The organism is Ruegeria sp. AL11, from assembly GCF_056540865.1.
In genome coordinates this window covers 377,863-390,593 of the sequence record NZ_JBQFXO010000001.1, presented here as the reverse complement: position 1 = coordinate 390,593, position 12,731 = coordinate 377,863, and the positions used below count along the sequence as shown (strand labels likewise).

Genomic DNA, 12,731 nt, shown 5'->3' with positions numbered 1-12,731 from the left:
TGCTACGCGCTGCGGACCAACGCGCTCCCTCTGGCGGAGTATGGAGTGACGCGCTCAGATATTCCAGACGAAAAATCAGGCAGTAACGCCGGGCACGCGCAGTGGTTCAATCCCGCCACAGGGTCGGCGTGATCAGCGCGATGATCGCCAGTGTCTCAAGCCGACCGATAACCATCGCCGCGCAGAGCGTCAATTTCGCCCCGCCCGACAGGTCAACCAGGCGGATCGGAACATCCGTCGCCAGCTCGATCAACGGCCCGGTTGTGCTGAGGGCGGCAACGCTCAGCACCATTGCCTGTTCGAATCCCGACCCCATCAGGGCCAGTAGCAGGTTAAACAGGGCAAGGGTCAGCGCGAACATCATAAGGAATATCCACGCGATGAATGCTCCGTCGCTTTGAATGCGGCGGTTACCGCCGCCGGTGCCGCTGACCGAGGACGGGTGGATCAGCCGGTCAATCTCACGCGCGCCATTGAGGTAGAGCGCAAAGACCCGCAGCAATTTGACCCCACCTGCCGTCGTCGCGACACCGCCACCCACCAGCGCCAGCCCCATCAGAACCAACCCTGGAGTCCCCAGACCTGAAAGCTGCTGGGCATCGTTCCAGTTCGCACTCTCGAACCCAGCTGTGGTCAGGAACGCAAGGCCCGTGAACAGCATACCCCAAATGACATGCAGGGCTTGCAAGGGCTGCAGTTGGCCGCCAATTTCGTTGACCCCTGCCCAAACGCGGAAGAACAGCAGCACCGCGACGGCCAGCACGATGAACAGCCCGATCCGGAACTCGGGGTCCTTGTCCAGCCGGGCAAAGCCGCTGGCGGCCGTGTCGGTTGAAAAAGTCAGGCGCGACAGGGCAAAAAGTAGGAAGAGAAACAGGATCATTTCACCAGTGATGCCTGCCTGCGCGCCCTCCAGCCCACCAACAGGAGAGATGCCCGAGGTCGCCATAACTGACATCGCATGGCAAATTGCTGTCAGGCCCTGCTCTCCGGCGATCAGCAGCAGGATGCAAACCACGGCGGTCAGGCCCGCATAGATCGGAGTCAGGGTGCGGGTAACGCGCAGCAGGCGGCCACGCGGATCGACCTGCTCGCTCTGTGCCACGCCCGAGACTGGCCGACCAGGCTGGCCCCGCGCCGTGACCTCGAACCCGCCCAAGGACAGCGGTGCCAAGATCGCGGCGGCGGCAATCCACATCAGCAAACCGCCCATCCAACCCACCAGCGCGCGCCACAGATGCAACGGCGCGGTGAGGCGACCAGGGTCGGGAAACAAGTCGGCGCCTGTCGTGGTCAGGGCGCTGACCATGTCGAAATAGGCGTTCAGAAAGGTGGTATTGCCAAGCGCGTCGTGGAACGGGATGGCTAGAAAGATCGGCAGAATGGTGAAACAGCCAAGCAGCACCGCCAACTGCCCCAGCGTTCCCCGCCGCGGCACCCGGTTCGAGGCCGCCAGCGCAATTGCGGATACCAGAAACAACCCAAGCAACCCGGAATAGAGGAAAGACCGCGAAGTATCGTGATCATCCAGCGCCAGCGCATAACCCGCCGGCACCCACATAGACAGCGCCGAAATCCCCCAGATCAGCAGAAACAGCGGCAAGCGCCGCAAGACCCCGATCCGAGCTGTGACCACACGCGCCATCAGAAGAAATCAATCGAAACCTGCAGCAGCCGTTCGACCTCGGGGACGTCCTTGGCCATAGCAAAGATCGACAGCACGTCCTTTTCGTCAATCCGCAGACTGCCCGTTGGGCGCAACAGTTCGTCGCCTTTGAGAACAGCGCCGACAAGAACACCCTCAGGGAAGTCGATATCGCGCAGTTTCTGCCCGGCCATGGGCGAAGTCGAAAGCACCTCTGCCTCAATCACTTCGGCTTCGGCGTCGCCGATGGAGTAAACCTGCCGCACCCGCCCATGCCGGATATGGCGCAGGATCGAGCTGACGGTGGTCGCTCGTGGGTTGATATAGGCGTCAATGCCCAGAGGCCCCATCAACGCGACCATACTGGGGTCATTGATCAGGGCAATCGCTAGCGCACAGCCTTCGGCCTTTGCGCGCACGGCGGCCAGCATGTTGGTGCGGTCATCATCTGTGACGGCCAGCATCGCATCAGCGCGGTCAATGCCCGCCTCGTTCAGCAACGCCGAGTCTAGCCCGTCGCCATGCAGGACAATGGTCCGCTCAAGCGCTTCGGCGGCTTTTTCGGCGCAATGGCGATCCCGTTCGATGATCTTGGCCCGCACACGGCTTTCGCGTTCTTCCAGCGTTCGCGCGACCTCAAGGCCGACATTGCCGCCGCCAACGATCACGACACGGTCCTGCCGCTTTTGCGCTTTGCCGAACACCTCCATCGTGCGGTCGACATCCTTCACGCTGGTGAAGACGTAACACTCATCGCCCACGAACAACTGATCTTCGGATTCAGGTGCGAAAAGGCTGCCCTCGCGCCGGACCCCGACCACGATGGAGCTGAGGGTCGAGAACAAATCGGTCAATTGCCGCAGAGGCGTGTTCACGATCGGGCAATCCTCGTCGATCCGAATGCCCAGCAGCTGGGCCTTGCCATTCATGAACATCTCGGTGTCAAAGGCGGACGGGGCCGACAGGCGACGCATAGCGGCGGCCGCGACCTCACGCTCGGGACTGATCACCACGTCAATCGGCAGGTGATCGCGGCGATAGAGGTCTGAGTGGATCGCCTGAAGGTAGGATTGCGATCGCAAACGCGCGATCTTTCGCTGGATGGCGAAAACCGAATGGGCCATCTGGCAGGTGACCATATTCACCTCGTCCGAATGGGTTGCGGCGATGATCATGTCGGCATCGCGCGCCCCTGCCCGTTCCAGCACATCCGGATAGCTGGCGAAGCCCGCGATCCCCTGCACGTCCAGCGTTTCCGTCGCGCGGCGCACAAGATCAGGGTTGTTGTCCACCACCGTGACGTCGTTCAGCTCGCCCGATAGATGCCGTGCGATCTGCCAGCCAACCTGACCCGCACCGCAAATGATGACCTTCATGTTTCTGGCCCTTCTGCCTGAAATCTTTGAATGACAGATGGTCCTGAGAGGGTCAATTGAATTGTCATACCCGACCTTTTCGGGCAGAATAAGCATATGAAAACACTCGTTCCCCTGCTTGTTCCAGTGATGCTGCTGACTGCCTGCGGCCCGCTTTCCATATACTATCGCGAGGGGGAAAGCGTGTCGAAGATGCAGGAACAAACCACTCAGTGTAAGGTGCAGGCGCTTGAACAGGCACCGGTTGCCAACCAGGTCCGTCAGGGTCCGCCGACCTATTGGCCGGGCCGCACCTATTGCGACGGAAGCGGACGGTGCTATCGGTCGGGCGGTTGGTGGGAGCCGGGGCGCATATACACGGTCGACGTCAACCAACCGCTGCGCAACACGGTTGAGGCACAGTGCATGGCGCAGAAAGGGTTTCGCCCTGTCAGCCTGCCGCCCTGCAAGTCCGGGGTGAAATCCCGCGTCCCCGCAACCCGCACAACGACCCTCCCTCCGCTGAATACGGAATCCTGCTTCGTCAAATTCGATGACGGGTCGTTTCAGATCATCACGCCCGGTCAGGCCGGCTGACGGAGCGCTCGTTTTCGCGCCAATGAGACATGCGCAAGGATCGCGGCCGCGTAGATTCCGATCACTGTGATCAACATACCGGTCTCCCCCATCCGCCCAAGTACGGCCAATAGGACGGGCGTTCCCAACAGGTTCCCCGCATTGCCCATCTGCGCCATGGCGCCGTAGCTGAGGGCCTGCGTCTCGGGCGTATGGTTCAGGATCGGTACGGCGGCAAAACTGCCCCCTTGCACCAGCCCCAGCACCGCAAACAGACATACACAAACAAGTTCGAGCGGTACGCCAAGAAACACCCCGGCGATAGCAAACATTCCAAGCGCAAATCCCAGATTGACGACCGCAACGCAGGACATGCGGGACAAGAGGATCGGGACCGCGACCCAGCTTAGTACGATGCCTGCCAAAGGCATGAAGCCTGCGACCGTCGCGGCATGCCCCTCGGGCAGCCGACCCGGCAGGATGGCCAGCAACGAGACGAAGGTTAAGGTGTAGAAGAACCACCCTATGGCCGGGGCCGACACAAATGGTGATCGGTAGGTGCGCAGATGCACGTCAAAGAGTTCGCTCCAACGCCAAGGGGCAACGTCCTGGGATGGTTGAACGTTTAGACCACAAAGCAGGATCAAACCCGCGATGGCAGTCATCAGACCACCGTGCAGAGCGAAGAAAAAGGGCAGCCCGAAATGCTCGACGACCGGCAGGCCGATCCAGGCGTTCAACGCGAAGGCCACGCCGAAGAATGTGCTCCACAACACCATCGAGATATTGCGCGCCTTGCCGCTCGTAATCTGAGCGATCAGCGTGGGCGCAGCGACGACGATGGCGAGGTGCGAGACCCCCTCGACAAACCGGGTGGCCAGCATTGTGTAAAACCCGGGAAGGCTCGCCTGAAAGATCGACAGCGCGCCGCCCAGACACAACCCGCCAATGAGCAGTTTCAACGCCCCGACGCCCCCCACGACGGCACCGGACACCGCACCCAGAACCGCGCCCAGAAGACTGATGATCGACAACAGCCACCCCATACTCTCGGCATGATCGGGGTAAAGCAGCACAAGCTCGGGAAACGGCACGGCAATCTTGGCAAATTGCGTGGCCGCACCCAGACCGGCCAGCCAGAGGAGAAGAACCTGAAATGCTTGTATCATGGAGCGCTTCTACAGCGCCTGCTCAGCCCACGGAACGCATAAATTATGCGCCTGCTTTCGTCCCGCTGACCAGACGAACCGGCGTGCCGTCAGACAGGTAGAGACGTTCCCATAAGATTTCTCCGGCACTGATCCGAATACGGTCGTGAATCGCCTCGGAGGTTTGGAATGCCTTAGGCGCGGGGGTGTGCATATCCCACCACCCTTCGGCCTCCAACTCGGCCTCGGCCTCCTGGATTTCTTCGGTCGCAAACTGCCAGAGCGACACGCCCAAAAGCGCGTTCTGGCTGGTTTTCCAGTCCCTTGCCCGACTGGCAGAATAGGCAAGGCATTTGTGGCTCGCCTCTTCCACCAAATGAAGGCAATCGGAGGAATTCAGTACCAAGCGCCGCAACGCATTGTCATCGGATCGCCTTGGACCAAGCGCGGCAAATACCGCTTGCTGAGTATCCGGAAGCGGCGTCTGACCGCCCCTTTCCCAACGGGATATCGTGGCCTGATCCACCTCCAGCAGCTCGGCCAGATACGCCTGTTTGTACCCGACGGACCGGCGCAACCGTTTCAGGCGCTTGCCGAAGCCCGGATAGCCCCGGGTCTCAAGCCGCTTGCCCGTGGATGGCGCGCCAATACCCATGGTGACCCTCCCGGCAGATTACTCTGCCGGTTCCGGCTCATCAATTTGTGCAACGCGCGCGCCCGATTTGTTCGAGGTCACAACGCCCAGCGATTTCAGCTTGCGGTGCAGCGCGCTGCGCTCCATCCCGACAAAACTGGCCGTGCGGCTGATATTGCCACCGAACCGGTTGATCTGGGTCAGCAGGTATTCCCGTTCAAACGCTTCACGCGCCTCGCGCAGTGGCAGAGTGGCCAGCGCACCGGACAGGACGACACGACCCGAATCCTCGGCCTTGTCCTCATCGCTCGGCAGTTCGCGCGCTTCGATCGGCCCTGTACCATCGCCGAGTATCAGAACACGCTCGATCAGGTTTTTCAGCTGCCGGACGTTGCCGGGCCAGGTCATGGTCTGCAGCAGAGCAACCGCTTCCTCGGACAGTTCCCGAACCGGCAAGCCCTGCGTTTCATTGCACATTTCGATGAAATGCTGTGCCAGAACCGGAATATCCTCACGACGGTCCTCTAGCGAGGGGACGTCAATCGGGACAACGTTCAGGCGGTGATACAACTCTTCGCGGAAACGCTCGGCCACGATCTCATCATCGAGGTTTTTATTGGTCGAGGAAATCACGCGCAGATCAACCCGCACCTTGTCCGAGCCGCCAACGCGTTGGAATTGCTGATCGACCAAAACCCGCAAGATCTTGGACTGGGTGCCCAAGGGCATATCGGCCACTTCGTCGAAATAGATCACGCCGCCGTGCGCTTCTTCCAGCAGGCCCGGCTCCACACCGCGTTCGCTGCTTTCGCGCCCGAACAAAACCTCTTCGACCCGCTCTGGCTCGATCCCGGCGCAATTGACTGTCACGAAGGGCGCATTGGCCCGGTTGGAATGCGCGTGGATATAGCGCGCTGCGATTTCCTTGCCCGACCCGGCCGGACCGCTCAGCATTACGCGACCGTTCGACTTGGTGACCTTGTCCAACTGGCCCTGCATCGCCCGGAACGATGCTGATTTGCCGATCATGTCCGAACAGCTGACCTCTTTGCGTTTCAGCGATGCATTCTCGCGACGCAAGCGCGAGGTCTCCATCGCGCGGCGGATCACGACCATCAACTGGTCGATGTTGAAAGGCTTTTCGATAAAGTCGTACGCGCCCTGTTTGATGGCGGCGACGGCGATCTCGATATTGCCGTGACCCGAAATGATCACCACCGGCACATCCGGATTGTCGCGCTTTACCGCCTTCAGAATATCAATCCCGTCCATACGGCTGTCTTTCAGCCAGATATCCAGGATCAACAGCCCTGGCGGCTCAGAATTAATCGACGACATGCACTCGTCCGAGTTCGCCGCCAGCCGGGTTGAATAGCCTTCGTCCTCCAGAATGTCGGACACCAGTTCGCGAATATCGCGTTCGTCATCTACGATCAGAATGTCGCTCATCTTTGGCCTGCTTTCATTATGTTGGTTTTAATCGCCTGCTTCTGTGGCGCTGAATTGGGTGGGAGGTTCGCCCCCGGTAAACGGATCACAGCCATCGCGCCGAAATGGTCCTGTCCGTCAAAGGTGGGCGCGTCTTCTAGCGTCAGCGCTCCGCCGTGTTCTTCGATGATCTTCTTGACGATGGGCAGGCCCAGCCCGGTCCCTTCGTCGCGTGTGGTAACATAGGGCTCAAACAACCGCGCACGGTCTTCCGGCAGCCCGATCCCGTTATCCGCAATGGTGATGATCGTCCCGGCATCGTCGCTGGAGACCGCCACCTTGATCTGCGGTTTCAGGTTGTTAGGAGCGCCCTTTTCCTTCAGGGTTTCAATGGCTTCCCCGGCATTCTTGATTAGGTTGGTGAAGGCCTGATTCAGCATGGTCGCGTCCACATCCACCGGGATCGGTTGGTCTGGAAGATCCGCATCAATCTGCACCTCGGGTTGACCAGCCTGTTGCAGCAGCACCGCCTCGCGCACCAGCGCAACAACATCTTCCTCGCGCCGTTCAGGCTCGGGCATGCGCGCGAATTTCGAGAACTCATCCACGATCCGCCGCAAGTCATTGGTTTGACGCACGATCACGTCGGTCATGGAGACGAGGATATCGCAATCCTCATCATCCAGCTTACGCGAGAATTTCCGCTTGATCCGCTCAGCACTCAGCTGGATCGGGGTCAGAGGGTTCTTGATCTCGTGTGCAATCCGCCGGGCCACATCGCCCCACGCGGCCATACGCTGCGCGCTGACCAGATCTGTGACGTCATCAAAGGCCACAACATAGCCCTCAAGCCCGCCGTCTTCGCCCCGCCGCGTGGCCATCCGCACCAGCAGGTTTTCCAACTGGCCTTTGCGGGTGACCTTGATCTCACCTTGCACGGCCTCTTGCCCGCTGTCTTTCAGACTTTCGAAAAGAGGCAAGAATTCGGGCACCGCGATGCCGATGGCAAGATGCTCCTCGCTCCGGGACCAATCCAACAGCCGCTCGGCTGAGCGGTTGACGAAGGTCACACACCCTTCAGGGTCGACCCCCACAACGCCCGAGGTCACCGAACTCAGCACCGAGTCGAACAGGCGACGACGGCTTTCAATCTGGCGAGTGTTTTCGAGCAGCGTGTCCCGCTGACCCTTCAATTGCCGTGTCATCTGGTTGAAGTAGCGACCCAGCATGGCGATTTCATCATCGCTGGCCTCTTCGATCACCTGCACGCTCAGATCGCCCGCACCGACCCTTTGAGCCGCTGTGGTCAGGCGCCCAACGGGCCGCGAGAGGCGTTCCGCGAACCACATCCCCAGCGACATCGCGGCAAGGATCAGGATTAGCGCAAAGCCTAGATAAAGAAGACCGAACTCGAACAGCACCCGCCCGCGTTCGCTTTCAAGCTGTTGATAAAACTGCGCGGTTTCCTTGGTGTCATCCAGCAGCGTCAGTAGCTGCCCATCGACCTCACGACTGACGTATAGGTACCGGTCCAGATACGCCTTCAAGGGCACCAGCGCGCGGAATTCGTTGTTTTGCCAATCCGCGATGATCAAAAGTCCGCTTTCGGTGGCTTCCGCCATCTGCTCGGGGGTCGGCGCTTCGTAGTTAAACAGGTAAGAGCGATCGCCACGCGACCGGATCTCACCGTCGCCGTCAATCACATAGGCTTCACGCAGGCCACGCTGGATCTGAGCCTGCCCCTGCGCTAGAACCTCGCGCAATTCCGCATCCGAAATGTAGAAATCGCGCGCGCGCGCATTGTCGAGGAAAAGCGCCAGAACGGCGGCGTCTTGTGTCAGGCCCTGCCGGTGCTCAAGCTCATAAGCCTCGGCTGCCGTCAGCGACGACCCCACAACTTGCCGAACCCGGTCCGAGAACCAGCCCTCAAGGCCAATATTCACAGTCAGCCCGGCGAAGATCGCGACCGTCACTGTCGGCACCAGCGCCAGCAGTGTAAACGCGCCAATCAAACGCAAATGCAGGCGCGACCCCGCCGATTTGGCCCGCCGCGCTGCGATCAGACTGCCCAACTGGCTCATCACCAGAGCCGCAACGACCAACACATAGACGAGGTCGGCCAGTAGAATCAGGCGCAACGTTGGGGCAGTTGCGCCCAGATCGAACGGGCCAATGACAAGGTAAGTCGCAAGCGCCAAGACCGGTCCCAGAAGAACCAGCCCGAAGGTGCTGTAATTGCGCAGTTTCCGGGATCTGCGCCACCGGTTAACCGATGGGAGAATCCCGCTCTGTGCCCGGGTTGCCACCGTCTGCCCTCATCCTGATGTGCTGCTTTCGCAGCGAACCGCCATATCTCGTGGTCTGTTCCCGGGCGATACCCGAATGCCACGCTTTGTGTGGCGATATTACATCAGTTTGCGACGGCGTGTCACCTGAATATCGAGGTCCGTGATCTTTTTCCGCAGCGTATTTCGGTTAATCCCAAGTAAATCCGCGCATTTTGCCTGGTTTCCGCCGGTGGCCTCCAGTGCGATTTCGATCAACGGCGCCTCAACTTCCCGCAAAATGCGCTGATACAGGCCCGGAGGTGGCAGCATATTGCCGTGCAGATCGAAATAGCGGCGCAGATGGCGTTCAACCGAGGTTGCCAGCTTCTCACGCTCTCCTCCGCCCAGAACGGGCTCGGCTTCGGGCTGGCTGCCCAGAACCATCTCTACCTCGGCCTTAGAGATCTCGTCGGATCTGCTGGTCAAGCTGAGCCTGCGGATCGCGTTCTCCAACTGCCGCACATTGCCCGGCCAGGAATAGCGCCGGACCAGCTCAACCGCGTCGGCGCTGAGCCAGCGTTTGGACCCAAGGTCCTTTTCCTCACGGGCCAGAAAATGCTCGGCCAAAAGGGTGATATCATCCACCCGCTCGCGCAGGGCCGGGACATGGATGGTTGCGCCGCAGAGGCGGTAGTAGAGGTCCTGACGGATACGCCCGCCCTCCATCCCGGCGGTCAGATCCGATTGGCTGGTGGCCATGAAGCGCGGCACGTGGTCGCCCGGCGTGTCCATCATCCGCACGATCCGCGCCTGAATCTCGTCATCGATATCGGCGATCTCATCAATCAACAGCGTTCCGCCACGCACCCGCGCCATAACGCGTGCGGGGCCTTCGAGGTCACGCAGATCAGCCGCAGTCGCCGTCACAAACGGCAAGGTCCGACGATCCGAGAAGTCGTGAATAGCCCGCGCAATCAGAGACTTACCGGTCCCACTTTCACCAGAAATCATGACCGAGAGATCGGTGTTCATCACCCGCGCCACCAGACGATAAAGCGACTGCATCACCGGCGTGCGCCCGACCAGAGGCAACTCATCCGGGCGTTCATTCTCCTGGGGTTCGGGGTCGGACTGTAGACGCTGTTTCTGCTCCAAGGCACGCGCAGTCCGCTTCATCAGGTCTGGCAGGTCAAACGGCTTGGGCAGGTAATCGTAAGCATCCGCCTCGGCCGCTTGGATCGCGGTCATAATCGTGTTCTGAGCCGAGATCACGATCACCGGCAAGCCAGGACGGTCCTCGGCGATCTTTGGCAGCATTTCCAAACCGTTGCCGTCCGGCATGACCACGTCCGAGATCACCACGTCCCCTTTGCCTTCGCCAACCCAACGCATCAGCGTGGTCAGCGAGGACGTGGCATGCACCTTACATCCAGCGCGCGTCAGAGCCTGTGTCAGAACGGTGCGGATCGTGCGGTCGTCATCCGCGACCAGAACGGTGCCATCCATCAGATACTCTCCTCTTTCGGTTTTTTATTTTCAGTCGGCGCACGGCGCAGCGACAGTTTGAAAACGGTCCGCCCCGGCACGGAATCAACGGAAATCCAGCCGTCATGGTCCGAGATGATCTTGCTGACCAAGGCCAGCCCCAGCCCTGTCCCGTTTTCCTTACCCGAGACAAAGGGGTCAAAGATGTCACTGCGGATTTTTTCCGGCAGGCCCGGCCCGTCATCAATGATCTCGATCTGCAGCGGCAGCGAGTGCCCCGATCCATCGCTGCGACGAAGGCGGAAGGAATGTTCGAAATAAGTGCGCAGGCGGATTGTACCGCCCTGCGGACCCGCCGCCTCAGAGGCGTTCTTCAACAGGTTCAGAACGACTTGCAGAAGTTGATCCGGGTCGCCAAAGGCCAACGGCAGCGAAGGGTCGTAATCCTCGACAATGGCCATATCCGCGCCGAAACCCAACAGGGCCGAGCGGCGGGCGCGGTCCAGGACATCGTGGATGTTGACCGGCTTGAAGTCAGGTTGTTGCAGGTTTCCAAACTGCTCGACCTGCTCCAACAGCTTTACGATCCGACGGCTTTCAGCAACGATTAGATCTGTGAGTTCAAGATCTTGCGGCGCGATATTCATGCTTAGCAATTGCGCGGCGCCGGTGATTCCCGCCAGTGGGTTCTTGATCTCATGCGCCAGCATTTCTGCCATTCCGATGGCGGACTGCGCGGCGGATTTGACCGTATTTCCCCGAGTCATGCGCCCCGCCAATTCGCGCGGGGATATGATCATGATCATCGACCCGGGGTGACCAACCAGTGGCGCAATTTGCAAGGCGCATTGTAGCGGTGCGCGATTGCCCGACCCCGCATCCACATCGTTGACAAACAAGGGCGTTCCCTGAGCACGTGCGCGGTCAAAGGCTTCCTCTAGCGGCGCATCAACGGCGATCTGATCCCAGACGGGGTGGCCAATTACCGACTTACGCGAGGCATTCAGGAACCCCTCGCCCGAGGAATTCACATCCGCAATCCGGTCGTCCTGGTCGATAATGAAAGCCGGAACCGGCAGCGAGTTCCAGATGCTCTGATCCGAAGTCATGCTGCCACTCCCTGCTGACACTCCAGCGCATCGCCCAACAGGCGCAGCACATCATCCGTATCGCGAGAGGTCAGAACCGCCCGACGCAGAGGCGCGGGCGTTCTGGCCTCATCCATGTACCAGCCCAGATGTTTTCGAGCGACGCGGAGGCCAAGGTCGGTACCATAAAAGCCCAACATCGCCTGATAATGCGCGCGCACCATGTCGATCAGATCCGCGCTTTCGGGGATCTCCGGCGCGTCGGTGCCATAGACCTCATGGCAGATCTGCGCCAGCAGCCATGGCTTGCCCTGCGCCCCTCGGCCAACCATGACACCATCCGCGCCTGATTGCTTCAGCGCTGTGCGGGCCGCGTGCGTATCCACGATGTCCCCATTGGCGATTACGGGGATCGAGACAGCCTCTTTCACTGCTCGGATTGCCTGCCAATCGGCACGGCCTTTGTAAAACTGACAGCGCGTCCGTCCATGGATCGTGACCATCCGGATCCCCGCCTCCTCGGCCCGACACGCCACGTCGGGCGCGTTCAGCAGCGCGTCATCCCATCCAAGCCGCGTTTTAAGCGTCACGGGGACATCGACAGCCTCAACCACGGCCTCGATCAAACTCAGGGCGTGATCCGGTGTCTTGAGCAAGGCCGAGCCGGAATAACCGTTGGTCACCTTTTTGGCAGGACAGCCCATGTTGATGTCGATCACGCGCGCGCCACGATCTGCCACCTGACGGGCAGCTTCAGCCATCCAATGCGCCTCACGCCCGGCCAGCTGAACCGCTGTGTTCTCCACATCTGCCGACAGCTCGGCCCGCTCGCGCACGCCGGGTTTGGCCTGCACCATTTCCTGACTGGCGACCATTTCGCTGACCACCAAGCCCGCGCCAAAACGCATCACCAGATCGCGGAACGGGCGATCCGTGATTCCAGCCATCGGGGCCAGCAAGACAGGCGGATATACGGTTTTGTCGGCGAGGTGCAGCGTCAACGTGCTTAATCCTTGGGCAATTGCGGGTTTGATATCGAATTCGAAGCATATGAACAACAAAACGACGGTCATCAAGCCTGCAAAATCATCACTTGCCTATTTTT

The 12,731-nt window shown here is 60.2% G+C and carries 10 protein-coding genes; 1 reads left to right on the top strand and 9 read right to left on the bottom strand.

Annotation, left to right across the window (positions count from 1 at the left end; translation table 11 throughout):
- Positions 1–106: 106 nt before the first annotated feature.
- Both ACR0IP_RS01975 and trkA read right to left on the bottom strand, forming a co-directional pair.
- Positions 107–1,645, bottom strand: coding sequence for a TrkH family potassium uptake protein (locus ACR0IP_RS01975; RefSeq protein WP_170688757.1), 1,539 nt, complete (start codon positions 1,643–1,645; stop codon positions 107–109).
- A complete protein-coding gene (gene trkA / locus ACR0IP_RS01970) occupies positions 1,645–3,021 on the bottom strand; it encodes a Trk system potassium transporter TrkA (RefSeq protein WP_170373857.1) in 1,377 nt (458 codons plus the stop codon). Before trkA ends, ACR0IP_RS01975 begins: the two co-directional genes overlap by 1 nt.
- Positions 3,022–3,117: 96 nt before the next feature.
- Here trkA and ACR0IP_RS01965 point away from each other — a divergent pair, with 96 nt between their 5' ends.
- Complete coding sequence (locus ACR0IP_RS01965) at positions 3,118–3,597, top strand: hypothetical protein (protein WP_170641851.1); 480 nt, start codon at positions 3,118–3,120, stop codon at positions 3,595–3,597.
- On the opposite strand, the gene ACR0IP_RS01960 is transcribed toward ACR0IP_RS01965, so the two are convergent.
- From ACR0IP_RS01960 to dusB, 7 genes are all read right to left on the bottom strand, one after another.
- The gene (locus ACR0IP_RS01960; protein WP_480523491.1) at positions 3,585–4,745 is read right to left on the bottom strand and encodes an MFS transporter; all 1,161 of its coding nucleotides are present in this window, start codon (positions 4,743–4,745) and stop codon (positions 3,585–3,587) included. The two genes, ACR0IP_RS01965 and ACR0IP_RS01960, sit on opposite strands and share 13 nt — an antisense overlap.
- Positions 4,746–4,788: 43 nt before the next feature.
- Positions 4,789–5,379 carry a helix-turn-helix domain-containing protein gene (locus ACR0IP_RS01955; RefSeq protein WP_480523489.1) on the bottom strand — a complete coding sequence of 197 codons (591 nt, stop codon included), beginning with the start codon at positions 5,377–5,379 and terminating at the stop codon, positions 4,789–4,791.
- Between the two features lie 18 nt (positions 5,380–5,397).
- Complete coding sequence (gene ntrX, locus ACR0IP_RS01950; RefSeq protein ID WP_170373861.1) at positions 5,398–6,807, bottom strand: nitrogen assimilation response regulator NtrX; 1,410 nt, start codon at positions 6,805–6,807, stop codon at positions 5,398–5,400.
- Positions 6,804–9,092 (bottom strand): sensor histidine kinase, encoded by a 2,289-nt coding sequence (locus tag ACR0IP_RS01945; RefSeq protein WP_170373862.1) that lies wholly within the window; start codon positions 9,090–9,092, stop codon positions 6,804–6,806. Before ACR0IP_RS01945 ends, ntrX begins: the two co-directional genes overlap by 4 nt.
- A gap of 99 nt (positions 9,093–9,191) precedes the next feature.
- Complete coding sequence (locus ACR0IP_RS01940; RefSeq protein WP_170373863.1) at positions 9,192–10,559, bottom strand: response regulator; 1,368 nt, start codon at positions 10,557–10,559, stop codon at positions 9,192–9,194.
- The gene (locus tag ACR0IP_RS01935) at positions 10,559–11,647 is read right to left on the bottom strand and encodes a two-component system sensor histidine kinase NtrB (RefSeq protein ID WP_480523486.1); all 1,089 of its coding nucleotides are present in this window, start codon (positions 11,645–11,647) and stop codon (positions 10,559–10,561) included. Before ACR0IP_RS01935 ends, ACR0IP_RS01940 begins: the two co-directional genes overlap by 1 nt.
- Entirely contained in the window at positions 11,644–12,702 is a 1,059-nt protein-coding gene (gene dusB, locus ACR0IP_RS01930) for a tRNA dihydrouridine synthase DusB (RefSeq protein ID WP_480523484.1), read from the bottom strand. Before dusB ends, ACR0IP_RS01935 begins: the two co-directional genes overlap by 4 nt.
- Positions 12,703–12,731 lie beyond the last annotated feature (29 nt).